The 15,229-nt window shown below is 70.8% G+C and carries 15 protein-coding genes; 7 read left to right on the forward strand and 8 right to left on the reverse strand.

Annotated elements, in window-relative coordinates; genetic code table 11:
- Positions 1 to 31: 31 nt before the first annotated feature.
- From CP970_RS39220 to CP970_RS39250, 8 genes are all read right to left on the reverse strand, one after another.
- A complete protein-coding gene (locus tag CP970_RS39220) occupies positions 32 to 1,348 on the reverse strand; it encodes an MFS transporter (protein WP_055556096.1) in 1,317 nt (438 codons plus the stop codon).
- Positions 1,345 to 1,875 (reverse strand): glycine-rich domain-containing protein, encoded by a 531-nt coding sequence (locus CP970_RS39225; RefSeq protein ID WP_055556100.1) that lies wholly within the window; start codon positions 1,873 to 1,875, stop codon positions 1,345 to 1,347. Before CP970_RS39225 ends, CP970_RS39220 begins: the two co-directional genes overlap by 4 nt.
- 29 nt (positions 1,876 to 1,904) lie before the next feature.
- On the reverse strand, positions 1,905 to 3,131 hold the full coding sequence (locus CP970_RS39230) for a phenylacetate--CoA ligase family protein (RefSeq protein ID WP_055556104.1): 1,227 nt from the start codon (positions 3,129 to 3,131) through the stop codon (positions 1,905 to 1,907).
- Between the two features lie 76 nt (positions 3,132 to 3,207).
- Complete coding sequence (locus CP970_RS44480) at positions 3,208 to 3,360, reverse strand: hypothetical protein (protein WP_169801307.1); 153 nt, start codon at positions 3,358 to 3,360, stop codon at positions 3,208 to 3,210.
- Positions 3,361 to 3,578: 218 nt separating this feature from the next.
- The gene (locus CP970_RS39235) at positions 3,579 to 5,159 is read right to left on the reverse strand and encodes a SulP family inorganic anion transporter (RefSeq protein WP_055556098.1); all 1,581 of its coding nucleotides are present in this window, start codon (positions 5,157 to 5,159) and stop codon (positions 3,579 to 3,581) included.
- A 54-nt stretch (positions 5,160 to 5,213) separates the two neighbouring features.
- A complete protein-coding gene (locus CP970_RS39240) occupies positions 5,214 to 5,855 on the reverse strand; it encodes a carbonic anhydrase (protein ID WP_055554139.1) in 642 nt (213 codons plus the stop codon).
- 406 nt (positions 5,856 to 6,261) lie between these two features.
- Positions 6,262 to 6,864 carry an isochorismatase family protein gene (locus CP970_RS39245; protein ID WP_055554137.1) on the reverse strand — a complete coding sequence of 201 codons (603 nt, stop codon included), beginning with the start codon at positions 6,862 to 6,864 and terminating at the stop codon, positions 6,262 to 6,264.
- A gap of 65 nt (positions 6,865 to 6,929) precedes the next feature.
- On the reverse strand, positions 6,930 to 7,880 hold the full coding sequence (locus tag CP970_RS39250; protein WP_079043914.1) for an MBL fold metallo-hydrolase: 951 nt from the start codon (positions 7,878 to 7,880) through the stop codon (positions 6,930 to 6,932).
- 207 nt (positions 7,881 to 8,087) lie between these two features.
- On the opposite strand from CP970_RS39250, the gene CP970_RS39255 reads away from it, so the two are divergent.
- The 7 genes from CP970_RS39255 (at position 8,088) to CP970_RS39285 (ending at position 15,218) form a co-directional block, all read left to right on the forward strand.
- Positions 8,088 to 8,753: a TetR/AcrR family transcriptional regulator gene (locus CP970_RS39255; RefSeq protein ID WP_055554129.1), complete on the forward strand. Its 666-nt coding sequence runs from the start codon at positions 8,088 to 8,090 to the stop codon at positions 8,751 to 8,753.
- A gap of 115 nt (positions 8,754 to 8,868) precedes the next feature.
- Entirely contained in the window at positions 8,869 to 9,276 is a 408-nt protein-coding gene (locus CP970_RS39260) for a RidA family protein (RefSeq protein WP_055554127.1), read from the forward strand.
- Positions 9,277 to 9,500: 224 nt separating this feature from the next.
- Positions 9,501 to 10,502, forward strand: a complete 1,002-nt coding sequence (locus CP970_RS39265; protein WP_150494553.1) for a hypothetical protein — start codon at positions 9,501 to 9,503, stop codon at positions 10,500 to 10,502.
- Between the two features lie 79 nt (positions 10,503 to 10,581).
- A complete protein-coding gene (locus CP970_RS39270; protein WP_150494555.1) occupies positions 10,582 to 11,130 on the forward strand; it encodes a YciI family protein in 549 nt (182 codons plus the stop codon).
- A gap of 76 nt (positions 11,131 to 11,206) precedes the next feature.
- Positions 11,207 to 11,623 (forward strand): VOC family protein, encoded by a 417-nt coding sequence (locus CP970_RS39275; RefSeq protein WP_055557175.1) that lies wholly within the window; start codon positions 11,207 to 11,209, stop codon positions 11,621 to 11,623.
- A 154-nt stretch (positions 11,624 to 11,777) separates the two neighbouring features.
- Positions 11,778 to 14,165, forward strand: coding sequence for an ATP-binding cassette domain-containing protein (locus tag CP970_RS39280; protein WP_150494557.1), 2,388 nt, complete (start codon positions 11,778 to 11,780; stop codon positions 14,163 to 14,165).
- A gap of 135 nt (positions 14,166 to 14,300) precedes the next feature.
- A complete protein-coding gene (locus CP970_RS39285; protein WP_055549788.1) occupies positions 14,301 to 15,218 on the forward strand; it encodes a glutaminase in 918 nt (305 codons plus the stop codon).
- Positions 15,219 to 15,229 lie beyond the last annotated feature (11 nt).

Below are 15,229 nucleotides of genomic sequence, written 5' to 3' on the forward strand. Positions count from 1 at the left end.
GGCGCCGCCCGACCGCCTGATCTGCCGGAGGTCAGGACCGGGCGGCGCCCCGCAGCGCCACCACGGGGATCACCGCGAGGGCGAGCGTGCCCGCCGCGACCGCGAGGAGCGGATAGCCGCCGCCCGCCACCACCAGTCCTGACGCCATGCCGCCGGTCGCGCCCGCCAGGGAGACACCGACGTCGACCAAGCCCTGCACGGAGGCGCGGCGTTCCCCCGGCACGGCATCGGTGATCAGCGCTGTGCCGCTGACCAGCGCCAGGTTCCAGCCCACGCCGAGCAGGACGAGCGCGCAGGACAGCGCCACCATGCCGGTCGGCGGGGCAAGCGCGGCGACCAGGCAGGCCGCGAGCAGCACGGCGCCGGACGCGGCCGCCACGGGCAGCCGCCCGATCCGGTCCACGAGCAGTCCGCTCAGCGGCGACGGCAGGAACATCGCGCCCACGTGCAACGCGATGACGAACCCGGCGGCCTGGGTGCCGTGGCCGTGCCCGGTCATGTGGACGGGCGTCATCGTCATCACGGCGATCATCACCAGCTGGGCGGTGATCATCACGGTCGCGCCGGTGACGAGGCCGGGGGCGGGGCGGTCGGACCGTGTGGAACGCGCCGCTGCCGACCGGGGCGCGGGAACAGGGGCGGACGTGGGCGCTGCGCTCGGCTCCGGCGCCGGTTCCGAGCCCGGCTCGGGCGTCGCACTCGCCTCCGGCGCCGTCCGGGCAAGAAGCAGCGGATCCGGCCGCAGCCACCCCCACAGCACGAGACCCGCCGCCGCGTAGGCGACCGCGGCGAGCAGGAAGGGCCCCGCGAGACGCGGAATGCCCCACGCGTGCGCGAGCGCGCCCGTCGGGCCGACGAGGTTCGGGCCGACGACCGCGCCCAGCGTCGTGGCGAGCAGCACCGTGCCGGTGGCGCGGCCGCGCCGCTCGGGCGGGGCGATGTCGGCGCCCGCGTACCGCGCGAGGAGCCCGGTCGCGGTACCGGCCCCGTACACGAAGAGCGACGCCAGAAGCAGCCACGCCCACTGCCAGGCGGCGCCCGCGACGACTCCCGCGCTGCCGAGCGCGGCGGCGCCGTGGCCGAGCGCGAGGCCCGGACGGCGCCCGTGGCGCTGCGAGATGCGGCCGATGGCCGCGGCGCCGACGGCCGCGCCCCCGGTGAACAGCGCGGTCGGCAGTCCGGCCAGGCCGGTGGAGCCGAGCAGGTCCTCGGCGAGGAGCGCGCCGACGGTGATGCCCGCGGCCATGCCCGCGCCGCCGAGCGTCTGCGAGACGACGAGCACGGTCATGACGCGCCGTCGTACGTCAGGCGGCGCCGCGCCCCCGGCGCGCGGCGCCGTGACGGTCATGCCGGTGTCCCCGCGACGGCGTCGACGTCCGCGATCTCCGCGAGGGACAGGCCCAGTTGGTCGTGCAGGAACCGCACGACCGTCCAGTGCGGCAGGGCGTCCGCGTCGAAGGGGCCGAACGCGGCGGTGTAGAGGGGGATCCACCGCAGTGCTTCCTCGGCGGCCGTCTCGCGTCCGGGTTCGGCCTGGTAGGCGTCGTACGACACGCTGCGATGGTGGATGAAGTGGCCGCCGGGGAGCCGCTGTTCGCACAGTTCCCGGTACTCGCGGGTCTGCAGGATGAGGTAGTGCCAGATCTCGTCGATGTCCTGCTCGACGGGGAGGAAGAGGCCGCCGAGCCGGTCGGGGTGGCGGGAGACGAGGTAGAGGTAGCGCAGACATTCGCGTACTTGGTACGTGACGAAGGTGGCGTCCGGGGCGTCGGGCCGCTCCGCGAAGTACCGGACCACCTCGTCGTGCAGGGCGGTGCCGAGCAGTTCCTCGGCGGTGGGGGCGGTGCCGTGAGGCGTGCGGGTGTCCGTGTGCATGGTGGGGTCCTGTGCGTAGGGGCGCGTGGTCACGCCGGGTCCTGCGTGGTCAGCCAGGCGTATTTGCCGGAGCGTCCGATGGGCACGTGGTCGAGGTGTTCCACGGTGCAGGCGCGTCCTGTCAACGCATGGACGGACAGGGCGAGTTCGGTCTCGTCGCCGGGGGCGAGCGGCTTGCCGTCGAAGGTCGTGTACCGCAGGCGGCAGGTCCCTTCCCCGGTCAGGTGCAGCTGCTGCAGGAAGACGCGGGGCGAGACGGCGGCGACGCGGGCGTCGAGATCTGCCTGCGCGACCGGCCCTTCGGGTGCGGGCAGGAGCTCCTTCTCGCGGCCGCAGAAGGAGACGATCCGCTCGGGGTCGGTGCCGCCGTCGCTGGTGCGCACGCAGTCTCCCGACCGGTAGCGGACCAGGGGCATGTACGGATTGCGGACGCTGGTGACGATGAGGCTGTGGATGCCGCTGCCCGGCTCCACCGGGATCAGTTCCACGCTCATGTCGTGCAGATAGGGCCGGTAGCCGCCGTCCGCGTCGCTGTAGAAGAGGTAGCCCAGTTCCGTACTGCCGAAGAGGTCGACGACGGGGCAGTCGAAGCGGGACCGCAGATACGCGCGGACGTTCAACGGCGCGTACTCATAGGCGTGCACGATGCCGGAGGGACGGGGGAAGCGGTCCCACAGGTCCCATTCGGTGACCTTGCGGACCAGCTGCGCCAGATGGTTCCCGGAGCAGTCCAGGAGGTACGAGCCGCCGGGGTGCGCGGCACTGACCTCACGGATCTCGGCGAGCATCCGCTCGACCTCGGCGCGGTCCCAATCGGCGGGGTCCAGGCGGCGGTTGAGGTACAGCGTGCGGTCGTCGAGCCAGCGCTCGCCGGGTGTCGCGCCGGGCTTGGCGGCGTTGACGCGGGCGACGTGCTCGGTGGCGAGCACGGTGGTCAGGGAGATCCGCCGGGCGCCCTCGTGCCAGCTCGCCGCGAGGTCGGGGTGCTCGCTCCACAGCCGGTAGTAGGAGCGGAGCAGGAAGTACGGCGGCCGGATGAGCCGCATCCGGGCGTGGTTGGTCCCGGTGGACAGCACGTACTCGGCGTCGCCCGCCTCCAGCGCGCGGGCGAGGTCGGGGGTCATCCAGTTGTCGGGGAAGCCCCGGGCGATCTCCGGCTTCTCGAGGATCGGGAACTCCCCGCGCTCCACGGAGTCGCGGTAGAGGGGGATGTCGCGGACCTGGTCAAGGACGTCGGCGCTCGGCAGGCGGTTCAAGGGGGCTCCGGGGTGGTGGAGGAGGGGCGGGGCCGCCACCGTGACGGCGGCGGCGGCCCCGTGAAACATCAGCGGGTCAGGAGATGCAACCGGCCTTGCCGGTGGCGCTGATGCAGCCGCTCTTCGCGGTGGCGCTGATACAGCCGTCCTTCGCGCCCTGGGCGGAGTTGGCGGCGACCCACTTCTGCCACACGGTCTCTTCGGTCATGCGCTTGATGAGCTGCTCCATAGTGAAATCTCCTAGCTGATTAGCTTTTGAGGGTGTTTGTCCCCTCGCCATCAAACGTAAAGAGATGGTCAAGGGGGTGTCAATGGGGGCGGACTGGATGGCGTAAATCGCATTCCTGCGTCCGGATACGGCCAGTCGTGGCACGCGGGCACGCCGAGCCCGCCGCGCGCGGGCACGTCGGCGCGCGGCGGGTCGGGCCCCGGTCGTCGGGGCTGGTGTCAGCGTCGGGTCCGCGCCTTCGCGGACTCCTCGACTCTGGAATCGGCCGCGGCGGCGGCAGGCGGGTCGGCCACGGAACCGGCCACGGGCAGCATCATGCGCACCGCCTCCGTACCGCTGTCGTTGTGCCGCAGCGCCCAGTTCTCCAACGTCGTACGGCACGCGTGGTCCAAGTGGCGCACGACCGTCAGGTCCAGCTCTATCGGCCGGTCCTTGGGCATGGCCTCCAGCGTCTCCAGGATGCGCGGCAGCCGCAGGAAGGTGGCGTTCCCCGTGAGGGTCACGACCAGGCGGCCACCGGTCAACTCCCGTACGTCCACGTGCACGTGGGAGGTGTCCCACGCGGACTTGACCACCGCGAGGACCAGGCCGATGACCACGCCCTCGAACATGTTGGTCACGACGATGGCGATCGCGGTCGTGGCGAGGACGACGGCCTCGCCACGGTGCGCGCGGGCCAACGGGACGATCTCCTTGACGGGGATCAGCTTGCAGCCCGCGTGCACCAGGACACCGGCGAGCGCCGCAAGCGGGATGACGCCGAGCGCGGCGGGCAGCAGCACGGCGAAGAGCAGCAGCCACGCGCCGTGCAGGACGCGGGAGAGCGGAGTGCGGGCGCCTGCCTGCACGTTGGCCGAGCTGCGGACTATGACCGCGGTCATCGGCAGGGCGCCGAGCACGCCGCACACCGTGTTGCCGACGCCCTGGGCGACGAGCTCCTTGTCGTAGTGCGTACGGGGTCCGTCGTGCATGCGGTCCACGGCGGCCGCGCTGAACAGCGATTCGGCGGAGGCGATCAGGGTGAACGCCAGGACGGTGCCGAGCACGGCGACGCTGCCGAGCTCCGCCAGATCACCGAGTCCCGGTGGCTGGATCGCGTCGACCAGGCCGCGCACCGTCACGTTCGCGACGTCCAGACGGAACCCGGCGGTCACGGCGGTGGCGAGGGCGACGGCGGCCAGCGGCGCGGGCACCAGGCGCACGGACGGCGGCAGTTTGGGCCACAGCACGAGCACGGCGATGGTGCCGAACCCGACGGCCGCGGCGGTCAGCGCCGTGGTGCCGCTCAGGGTGTCGACGAGCAGTCCGGGCAGCCCGGTGATCTTCTCGACCCCGGAGCGCGGCTGCTCCGCGCCCGCCATGGTGTACAGCTGACCGAGGATCAGTACGAGTCCGATGCCCGCCAGCATGCCCTGGACGACGGAGACCGAGATCGCGCGGAACCAGCGGCCGCAGCGCAGCAGGCCGAGGGCTATCTGGAGCGCGCCGGTGAGCAGCACGATCGCGCCGAGCATGCCGAGGCCGAACTCCTGTACCGCCTCGAAGACGAGCACGGTGAGTCCGGCGGCGGGACCGCTGACCTGGAGGGCGCTGCCCGGCAGGAAGCCGACGACCAGACCGCCGACGATGCCGGTGACCAGGCCCAGTTCTGCGGGCACGCCGGAGGCGACGGCCACTCCGACGCAGAGCGGCAGGGCGACGAGGAAGACGACGAGCGAGGCGAGGAAGTCCCGGCGCACGGCGCCCGGTTCACGCAGCGCGCGGTAGGGGGTCAGGAAGTGGGAGGTGAAGGAGGACATGAGGGTGGGGGGTCCTGTCGTGGGAGTGGGCCGGGCGGTGGGGCGCGGCGGCACTCACAGTGGACTGAAGACCGGTCGGCCGTCCGACGACGGACGGTGGGCGGCGACGGTGCCCGTGTGCACCTCGTAGTACCAGGCGTGCAGGGTGAGCGAACCATCGGCGGTCCGCTCGCTGACGCAGGGGTACGAGCGCAGTATCTCCACCTGGTCGAGGACGTGCGCCTGCACCGCTTCGGCGACGTCCATCGAGGTGGTGGCCAGTGAGCGCAGGGCGGCGTCGGGCGCGACGGAGAGTTCGAGCCAGTCGCGTACGGCCGGTACGGCGGAGAGGTCTTCGCGGCGCACGAGCGCGCCGACCGCCCCGCAGTGCGAATGCCCGCAGACCACGATGTCGCGGACGCCGAGCACGCACACCGCGTACTCGATGGTGGCCGCCTCGCTCATGGGGCGTCCTTCGGCGGCTATCGGGCCGCAGGACGGATAGGGCGGCACGACGTTGCCCGCCGTGCGGAGTTCGAAGAGTTCACCGGGGTTCGCCCCGGTGATGAGGGTCGGGACGACGCGTGAGTCGGAGCAGGTGACGAACAGCGCTTCGGGCGACTGTCCGGCTCCGAGTGCCTCGAAGGCCGCGGCGTTCTGGGGATCCGCCACGTGCGTGGCGGCGAAGGTACGGGCGTTCTCGATCAGTGATTGCAAGGTGGCCTGCCTCCTGCGTCGGTGCGGCGGAAGCCGTGACGCGGTGTGGTCGGGTCGATGGTGACGGTGGGGCGGCGCGGCCCGCCGTGGAGGCGGGCGCCCGGGGCGCCCCGAAGACAGCGTGAACCGCTGCCGTGACCCTCACTTTGCCATCGCATTAACCTTTGATGACAGAGCAAAATCTTGCCAAAGAATGAGTAATAAACGCCGCTGAGCTGGGAGTTGGTCCAAGCCTCAACCGTTGGTCATGGATCTCGTGGAGATCATGTGGAGCCGGGAAGGGGATTCCGTTCGCAGTTCCTTGCGATTGCGACGCCCGTCACGCAAACGCGATGTCGGGACTCGGTCGGACTCGGCTCCGCTCCCCGGCGCACCGATGACGACCGTGCGCCGGGGAGCGGTGGTCCTAGACGGCGAGGTCGTCGACCGTCGGGGCCACCGTGCCGAAGAGGTCGGCCACCGTGGTGAGCGCCGCCGTCCGCAGGGCATCGGCGGACAGGGGTGCCCCGCCGGGCGCGGGCAGCGCGCGCGTGGCGGTGGCCTCGGCGACGACCGTGGGGCGGTAGCCGAGGTTGAACGCGCCCTGGGCGGTGAACTGCACGCACATGTGCGTCATGAACCCGGCGAGGACCAGATCGGTGCCGACGCCGTGGTCGCGCAGGACCTTCTCCAAGTCGGTGCCGTGGAAGGCGTTCGGGACCTGCTTGACGACGACGTGCTCGCCGTCGACCGGGGCGACCTCGGGGCTGATGGCGCCGATCTCGGCCCGGATGTCGTACGGCGTGCCCTCGCCGCCGTCGTTGACGATGTGCACGACGGGGGTGCCCGCGGCGCGGGCGGCGGTCAGCAGCCGGGCACCGGCCGCCAGTGCCTCCTCGGCACCTTCGAGCCGCATGACGCCGGTCCGGTAGGTGTTCTGGAAGTCGATCATGATGAGCGCCGACTCGCTGAGCCGGGGCAGGGTGTTGTCGAGTCCGACGACGTCACGCAGGGTGCGGGAGACGGTCATGACGGGGTCCTTTCGTACAGGGGATGCGAGGAGTGCGAAGTGTCGTGTAGGGGTGAACGCGCCGGTCAGCGCAGGGACTTGGGCTTTCCCGCCGGGGCGGGGACGACGAGTTCGTCCTCGACGCCGCGCTTCTCGAAGGCCTTGACCAGGCTCTTCATGTCCTGGGAGTAGATGTTCCAGCTGTCCGTGTGGACCGGGACGACCTTGCGCGGGGAGAGGGCCTCGGCGACGGCCGCGGCGTTCTTCGACGTCGGCGTCAGCGGCGCGTTGTCGAGGATGGCCGGGGTGCGGGCGGCGCCCGCGAAGAGGATCGCCGTGTCGATCGCGCCGAACCGCTTCTCGATCCCGGCGCCGGCCTTCTCGGCCACCTTGACCGAGGCGTTGTCCCCGGAGATGTAGGTGGTCGGGACGCCCTTGCCGCTCAGCGCGAAGCCCGTGACCTCGCCGTCCGCGCCGCGGTCCACGCCGTCCGGGCCGTGCAGGGCGGGCACGGCGGTGACCTTGATGGTCCTGCCGGAGACCTTGAGGTCGTGCGAGGACCAGCTCTTCATGCCCTTGACGTGGTCGCCGAGCCGCTGGTGGGCGCCGGGCGTGGAGAGTACGACGGGGACCTTTTCGAGCAGCGCGCGGCCCGAGTCGTCGAGGTTGTCGTCGTGCTGGTCGTGGGAGAGCAGGACGGCGTCGATCTTCCCGATCTCGTCGGCGCGGAGGGCCGGGCCCGCCGTCTTCTCCAGGCCGCTCTTGTACTTCTTCGGTTCGTCGAAGGTCGGGTCGAGCAGGATCCGGGCACCGGCGATCTCCACGATCGTGGTCGGCCCTCCGATGTGCGTCACGGAGAAGTCCCGGCCCGCGGCGGGCCCGGGCCGCGCGGCGGGCGACTTGGCGTCCGCGGCCCCCTTCCCGTCGCCGTCGCCGTCCCCGTCGCCGGAGCCGCACGCGGCGAGCAGGGACATCCCGGCGGTGGCGGCGACGGCCGCGGTCGTGAGGCGGAGGAGCTTCGGGCGTCTGCGTTGCATCAGGGCACCAGCACTTTCGCTACGAGCGGTGGAAAACGCACCTGGGGGAGGAACCCCTCAGGTGTTAGTAACGCTAACACGAGGAGTTAGCGATGATTCCAATGGTCGTAGGTGAAGCGCTGAAGTCCGTGCTGGAGCCCGCGCCGACCAGGCCGAGAGCGGGTCCGTACCGGGCCCCGAGGTGTTAGCGGCGTTATCATCGGGCGCATGTCTGCCGCACGTGACCGCATCCTCGAAGCCACCTCGGAGCTCCTCGCCACCAAGGACGCGTCGGCCATCTCCACCCGGGCGATCTGCGACCGCGCGGGCGTGGGCATGCCGGAGATCTACCGGCAGTTCGGCGACAAGCAGGGCCTGCTCACGGCCGTCGCCGACCTAGGGTTCGAGCGCTTCCTCGCGAACAAGCGGAAGAACCCGCTGACCGCGGACCCGGTCGCCGATCTGCGGGTCGCCTGGGACAGCCACGTCGCGTACGCGCTCGGGAACCCCCACCTGTACCGGCTGATGTTCACGCCCCTTGGCGACCCCAAGCCCCGGGCCATCGACGACGCCCAGGAGCTGCTGCGCTCCGCGGTGCGGCGCTGCGCGGAGGCCGGCAGGCTGCGTACGTCCGTCGAGCTGGCCGCGCAGTCGATCATGTCGGCGAACGTCGGGGTGTGCCTGATGGCGCTCTCCTTCCCCGAACTCTTCGGCGGGCTCGACAGCTCCCAGTGGGTGCGCGACGCCGTCATCGCCGGCGCCACCGGCGACGAACCCGAGGACACCCGGGTCGACTCGGCCACCGTCCTCGCCCGCGCCCTCCTGGGCACGCTCACGGGGACGGCGCCGGTGGACGACGCGGCGCTCGCGCCACTCCGGGGAACCGGCCGCTGAGCTCCTGGGTCACCAGGAGGTGACCCGGTTTCGAAAAAGTGCGTTCTTCCCTGTCAGAAGCCGCTCTCCTACGGTTCCCAAGTAACCGGAAGAGACAACAGAGGAGACGTACGGCATGGCCATCACCCTGGTGAATCCGAGCGGACTGCCGGAGATCGACGTCTATCGGCAGGTGTCGATCGCGACCGGGTCGAAGCAGGTCTTCATCGCGGGACAGGTCTCCTGGGACGCCGACGGCAAGACCGTCGGCGCGGGTGACCTCGCCGCCCAGGTCGAGCAGTGCTACCTCAACGTCCGCACCGCCCTGGCCGAGATCGGCGGCTCCTTCGCCGACGTGGCGAAGCTGACCGTGTATGTCGTCGACTGGACCCCCGACAAGATGCCGCTGCTCCTGGAGGGCATCTCCCGGGCGGCCGCGGAACTGGGCGTCACGCCGGTGCCCCCGGCCACCCTGATCGGGGTGGCGGCCCTGTCCGTCCCCGACCATCTGGTCGAGGTCGAAGCCACGGCCGTCATCGACTGATCGACCAGGAGAACGCCCGGAAAACGGTGCGCGCCGGGGGTACGACCGTGCCTCCAGCGCGCGATTGCACGCCGGTGCCCCGCCCTTCCCCCATTGCTAATTTCCGGTGCGGAAGTGGAAGGGGAATCCCGATGTGCGCTTCATGGCACGAATACAACCTTGCGCCGGAACGCAGCGCCACTGACACCCGTGGCATCACGGCGCTCTCGCGGATCTCCACCAGCATGGAAGTCTGGTGGACCGGAATCAACCAGTCGGTCGAAGGCGCCTATTGGTACGAAGGCGGCCAGTGGACGCGCCAGCAGATCGCTCCGAACGGCAGCACCTCGGTCAGCGGCGGCATGGCCGCGGTCTCCCGCATCCCGGGCAGCATGGAGCTGTGGTGGATCGGTGCCAACGGTTCGGTGGAGGGCGCCTATTGGTACGAGGGCGGCTCGTGGGCCCGCTACCAGATCGCCCCGAACGGCAGCGTGAACAACGAGGGCAACATCGCCGCGGTCTCCCGGATCCCGGGCAGCATGGAGTTGTGGTGGATCGGTGCCAACGGTTCGGTGGAGGGCGCCTATTGGTACGAGGGTGGCCAGTGGGCCCGCTACCAGATCGCCCCTGGCGGCAGCGCAGCGGTGCGCGGTGGCGTGGCTGCCGTGTCCCGCATCCCGGGCAGCATGGAGTTGTGGTGGATCGGTGCCAACGGTTCGGTGGAGGGCGCCTATTGGTACGAAGGCGGCCAGTGGGCCCGCTACCAGATCGCCCCGGACCGCAGCGCGTCCGTGAACGGCGGCATGGCCGCGGTCTCCCGCGTGCCCGGCAGTATGGAGATCTGGTGGGTCGGTGACACCGGGAGCGCCATCGCCGCCCTGGACGGCGCCTACTGGTACGAGGGCGGCCAGTGGGCCCGCTACCGCATCGCCCCGAACGCAGGCGCTTCGCCCGGCACCGGAATCGCCGCGGTCTCCCGGATCCCCGGCAGCATGGAGATCTGGTGGGTCGGCCCGCAACGAGAGGTGAAGGGCGCGTTCTGGTACGAGGGCGGCAAGTGGACCGCCTACCAGCACTCCGCGTTCGGCAGCGGCGCCGCCTACAGCGGGGTGGCCGCGGTGTCGCGCATCCCCAGCAGCCTGGAAACCTGGTGGATCGGCGGCGACGGCGCACCCAAGGGCCGGGGATCCGTACAGGGCGCGTTCTGGTACGACACGGGGGAGGAGGCGGCGGACGAGACCGGCTGACGACCGGAGGGGTGGGCCACCCACCCACCCCGTCCAAACCCCCTTGAGCCCCGCCGCACATCCGGGACAGTCTGTCCGCATGGAGTTCCTCTGTTATCACCGAGACCGGCCCGGATCCCTCGCCCTGCGCGAAGAGTTGCTGGAGGACCACTGGTCCTACATGGACCACTACCAGGAGCGGATGATCGCCCGCGGTCCCACCTTCGGCGCCGACGGTGAGACGCCCACCGGCAGTGTGCACATCGTCGATCTTCCCGACCTCGCGGCCGCCCGCGCGTTCGCCTTCGACGAGCCGGGGTACCAGGCCGGGGTCTACCGGGACGTCCTGCTGCGCCGCTGGCGCGATCTGCTGGGCCGCACCATGTGGGAGTTCCCCGGCGGGAACACCGGCGGTAACCGGTATCTGGTGCTCGGCCTCGGTTCCGGGGAGGCCGTCGACCTCGCCGTACCGGCCGAGAAGGACGAGCTCATCGCGTACGGGCCGCTGCTCTCCGACGACGGCGACACCTGGCTCGGCACGGCCGCGCTGGTCAGGGCCCCGGGGCCGGAGGAGGCACGGGCCGTGCTGACCGAGGACCGGTACGCGGGCATCGAGGTGCACGACTGGGAGTTCGGCGGACGCCGGTGAGCCACCGGAGAGGCAGGGACGCAACCGGTCAGGAATGGAGAAGCGGCCCCGGGCCGGCGCTCGTAGCGTGAAGCGCATGGACATCAACCTCTCTCAGACCTTCATCGCCGTCGACGACCACGACAAGGCGCTCACCTTCTACCGGGACGTCCTCGGCCTGGAGGTGCGCAACGACGTCGGCTACGAGGACATGCGCTGGGTGACCGTCGGCTCACCCACGCAGCCCGACGTCGACATCGTGCTCGAGCCCCCGCTCGCGGACCCGAACGCGGCCGCCGCCGACCGCAAGGCCGTCTCCGAGCTGCTCGCCAAGGGCCTGCTGCGCGGCGTCATCTTCCGGACCGACGACTGCGACGCCACCTTCGAACGCATCCGCTCCGCGGGCGGCGAGGTGCTCCAGGAGCCGATCGACCAGCCGTACGGCGTCCGGGACTGCGCCTTCCGCGACCCCGCGGGCAACATGCTGCGTTTCAGCCAGCCGCGCAAGCAGTGACCCGGGTCGGGCGCCGGGCGCCGCACGCGTACAGCCCGTGCGGCGCCCGCCCCGATCGCACCGCAGACCACTCTCGAAGCTGGTTGGATCGAGCCGGACGAGGCCGACGGAGACCGCGAAGGCGGCCCGCGCGACAGAGGGAGACACGACGAGCATGCCCAAGAGGACGGAAGACCGGTCGCCCGTGCCGCACACCGCCGACAGCCACGACCTGATCCGCGTGCACGGCGCGCGCGAGAACAACCTCAAGGACATCAGCATCGAGATCCCCAAGCGCCGCCTGACGGTGTTCACCGGGGTCTCGGGCTCGGGCAAGAGCTCGCTGGTGTTCAACACGATCGCCGCGGAGTCCCAGCGGATGATCAACGAGACCTACAGCGCCTTCGTGCAGGGCTTCATGCCCACCCTCGCCCGCCCCGAGGTCGACGTCCTCGACGGCCTGACCACCGCGATCACCGTCGACCAGCAGCGGATGGGCTCCGACCCGCGCTCCACGGTCGGCACCGCCACCGACGCCCACGCGATGCTCCGCATCCTCTTCAGCCGTCTCGGCAAGCCGCACATCGGCCCGCCCAGCGCGTACTCCTTCAACACCGCGTCGGTGAAGGCCAGCGGCGCGATCACCGTCGAGCGCGGCGACAAGACCAAGGCGCAGAAGGCGACCTTCCAGCGCACCGGCGGCATGTGCACGCGCTGCGAGGGCCGGGGCAGCGTCTCCGACATCGACCTCACCCAGCTGTACGACGACTCCAAGTCGCTCGCCGAGGGCGCGTTCACCATCCCCGGCTGGAAGTCGGACAGCCAGTGGACCGTGCAGGTCTACGCCCAGTCAGGCTTCGTCGACCCGGACAAGCCGATCCGTAGGTACACCAAGAAGGAACTGCAAGCCTTCCTCTACGGAGAGCCGGTCAAGGTCAAGGTCAACGGCGTCAACCTGACGTACGAAGGCCTGATCCCCAAGATCCAGAAGTCCTTCCTGTCCAAGGACAAGGAAGCGATGCAGCCGCACATCCGCGCCTTCGTGGAGCGGGCGGTCACCTTCACCACCTGTCCCGAGTGCGAGGGCACCCGGCTCAGCGAGGGCGCCAGGTCCTCGAAGATCAAGCGGATCTCCATCGCCGACGCCTGCGCGATGGAGATCCGCGACCTGGCCGAATGGGTGCGCGGCCTGTCCGACCCCTCGGTGGCCCCGCTTCTCACCGCGCTGCGGCAGACCCTCGACTCGTTCGTGGAGATCGGCCTCGGCTATCTCGCGCTCGACCGCCCCGCGGGCACCCTGTCCGGTGGCGAGGCGCAGCGCGTCAAGATGATCCGCCACCTCGGCTCCTCGCTCACCGACGTCACCTACGTCTTCGACGAGCCGACCATCGGACTGCACCCCCACGACATCCAGCGGATGAACGACCTGCTGCTCCGGCTGCGGGACAAGGGCAACACGGTGCTCGTCGTCGAGCACAAGCCGGAGACCATCGCGATCGCCGACCACGTCGTCGACCTCGGCCCCGGCGCGGGCACGGCGGGCGGCTCCGTCTGTTTCGAGGGCACCGTCGAGGGACTGCGGGCCAGTGGGACCAGCACGGGCCGCCACTTCGACGACCGCTCCTCCCTCAAGGAGACGGCGCGTACGCCCAAGGACGCGCTGGAGATCCGCGGCGCCTCGGCGAACAACCTGCGGGACGTCGACGTCGACATTCCGCTCGGCGTACTCACCGTCATCACCGGTGTCGCCGGTTCCGGCAAGAGCTCGCTCGTGCACGGCTCGATCCCGGGCGACGCGGACGTGGTCTCCGTCGACCAGTCCCCGATCAAGGGCTCGCGGCGCAGCAACCCCGCGACGTACACCGGACTGCTCGACCCGATCCGCAAGGCCTTCGCCAAGGCCAACGGAGTCAAGCCCGCGCTGTTCAGCGCCAACTCCGAGGGCGCCTGCCCCACGTGCAACGGCGCGGGCGTCATCTTCACCGACCTGGCGATGATGGCCGGTGTCGCCAGTCCCTGCGAGGACTGCGAGGGCAAGCGGTTCCAGGCCTCGGTGCTCGAATACCACCTCGGTGGCCGCGACATCAGCGAGGTGCTCGCGATGTCGGTGACCGAGGCCGAGGCCTTCTTCGGTTCGGGCGACGCGCACACCCCCGCCGCGCACAAGATCCTCGACCGGCTCGTCGACGTCGGGCTCGGCTACCTCAGCCTCGGCCAGCCGCTCACCACGCTCTCCGGCGGCGAGCGGCAGCGGCTCAAGCTGGCCACGCACATGGGCGACAAGGGCGGCGTCTACGTCCTGGACGAGCCGACCACGGGTCTGCACCTCGCCGATGTCGAGCAGCTCCTCGCGCTGCTCGACCGGCTCGTCGACTCCGGCAAGTCGGTGATCGTCGTCGAGCACCACCAGGCGGTCATGGCGCACGCCGACTGGATCATCGACCTCGGGCCAGGCGCGGGCCACGACGGCGGCACGATCGTCTTCGAGGGCACCCCCGCCGAGCTCGTCGCCGCCCGCTCCACGCTCACCGGGGAGCATCTGGCGGAGTACGTCGGCGCCTGACGGGCGGTCCGGGGCGGCGAAGGGGAGGTGACAGGGAGGTGGCAGGGGGGCGACGGGGAGGTGTTCCCTTTCGTCCCGACTGTGCCGGATAAGGTGTGGCTCAAGCACTACCGTACGAAGTCGAAGTGAGCCTGCGTGTCCGACTCTTTCCAGTCCGTCCTTGACCGCATCGCCGGCGAGATCGAGGCCACCCCGGGCCGCGGCCGCCCCGCCGATTACATTCCGGCGCTTGCCGCGGTCGACCCGAACCGCTTCGGCATGGCCGTCGCCGAACTCGACGGCACGGTCCACGGGGTCGGCGACTGGCAGCAGCCCTTCTCCACGCAGTCCATCACCAAGGTCTTCACCCTGGCCCTCGCGCTCGCCCAGGAGGACGACGAGCTGTGGGAGCACGTCGGCCGCGAGCCGTCCGGCAACCCCTTCAACTCACTGGTGCAGCTGGAGTACGAGAACGGCATCCCCCGCAATCCGTTCATCAACGCCGGCGCGCTCGTCGTCACCGACCGCCTGCAGTTCCTGACGGGCGACGCCAGCGGAACACTGCGCGACTTCCTGCGCGCCGAATCCGGGAATCCCGACCTCACCTTCGACCTGGCCGTCGCCGACTCGGAGGCCGCCCACGGCGACCGCAACGCCGCCCTCGCGCACTTCATGGCGTCGTACGGCAACATCACCTGCTCGGTCCCCGAACTGCTCGACCAGTACATCCGGCAGTGCTCCATCGAGGCGTCCTGCGGCGATCTGGCCCTGGCCGCCGGATTCCTGGCCCGGCACGGGATAAGGGCCGACGGCTCCACCCTGCTCTCCAGGAGCCGGGCCAAGCAGGTCAACGCGGTGATGCTGACCTGCGGCACCTACGACGCGGCCGGTGACTTCGCGCACCGGGTGGGCCTGCCGGGCAAGAGCGGCGTGGGCGGCGGCATCATCGCGGTCGTGCCGGGACGCTGCACCGTGTGCGTGTGGAGTCCCGGCCTGGACGAGCGCGGCAACTCGGTCGCGGGTGTCGCCGCGCTCGACCGCTTCACGACGCATACGGGTCTCTCCATCTTCTGATCCCCCTCTCC

It is taken from the genome of Streptomyces kanamyceticus, assembly GCF_008704495.1.
GTDB lineage: Bacteria > Actinomycetota > Actinomycetes > Streptomycetales > Streptomycetaceae > Streptomyces > Streptomyces kanamyceticus.

Excerpts from the sequence above, each read along its gene's own strand:
- CP970_RS39245 (WP_055554137.1), bottom strand. The coding sequence starts at position 6,864 with ATGACCGTCTCCCGCACCCTGCGTGACGTCGTCGGACTCGACAACACC.
- CP970_RS39270 (WP_150494555.1), top strand. The coding sequence starts at position 10,582 with ATGGAGTTCCTCTGTTATCACCGAGACCGGCCCGGATCCCTCGCCCTG.
- CP970_RS39280 (WP_150494557.1), top strand. The coding sequence starts at position 11,778 with ATGCCCAAGAGGACGGAAGACCGGTCGCCCGTGCCGCACACCGCCGAC.
- CP970_RS39260 (WP_055554127.1), top strand. The coding sequence starts at position 8,869 with ATGGCCATCACCCTGGTGAATCCGAGCGGACTGCCGGAGATCGACGTC.
- CP970_RS39220 (WP_055556096.1), bottom strand. The coding sequence starts at position 1,348 with ATGACCGTCACGGCGCCGCGCGCCGGGGGCGCGGCGCCGCCTGACGTA.
- CP970_RS39225 (WP_055556100.1), bottom strand. The coding sequence starts at position 1,875 with ATGCACACGGACACCCGCACGCCTCACGGCACCGCCCCCACCGCCGAG.
- CP970_RS39275 (WP_055557175.1), top strand. The coding sequence starts at position 11,207 with ATGGACATCAACCTCTCTCAGACCTTCATCGCCGTCGACGACCACGAC.
- CP970_RS39255 (WP_055554129.1), top strand. The coding sequence starts at position 8,088 with ATGTCTGCCGCACGTGACCGCATCCTCGAAGCCACCTCGGAGCTCCTC.
- CP970_RS44480 (WP_169801307.1), bottom strand. The coding sequence starts at position 3,360 with ATGGAGCAGCTCATCAAGCGCATGACCGAAGAGACCGTGTGGCAGAAG.
- CP970_RS39265 (WP_150494553.1), top strand. The coding sequence starts at position 9,501 with ATGGAAGTCTGGTGGACCGGAATCAACCAGTCGGTCGAAGGCGCCTAT.
- CP970_RS39250 (WP_079043914.1), bottom strand. The coding sequence starts at position 7,880 with ATGCAACGCAGACGCCCGAAGCTCCTCCGCCTCACGACCGCGGCCGTC.
- CP970_RS39235 (WP_055556098.1), bottom strand. The coding sequence starts at position 5,159 with ATGTCCTCCTTCACCTCCCACTTCCTGACCCCCTACCGCGCGCTGCGT.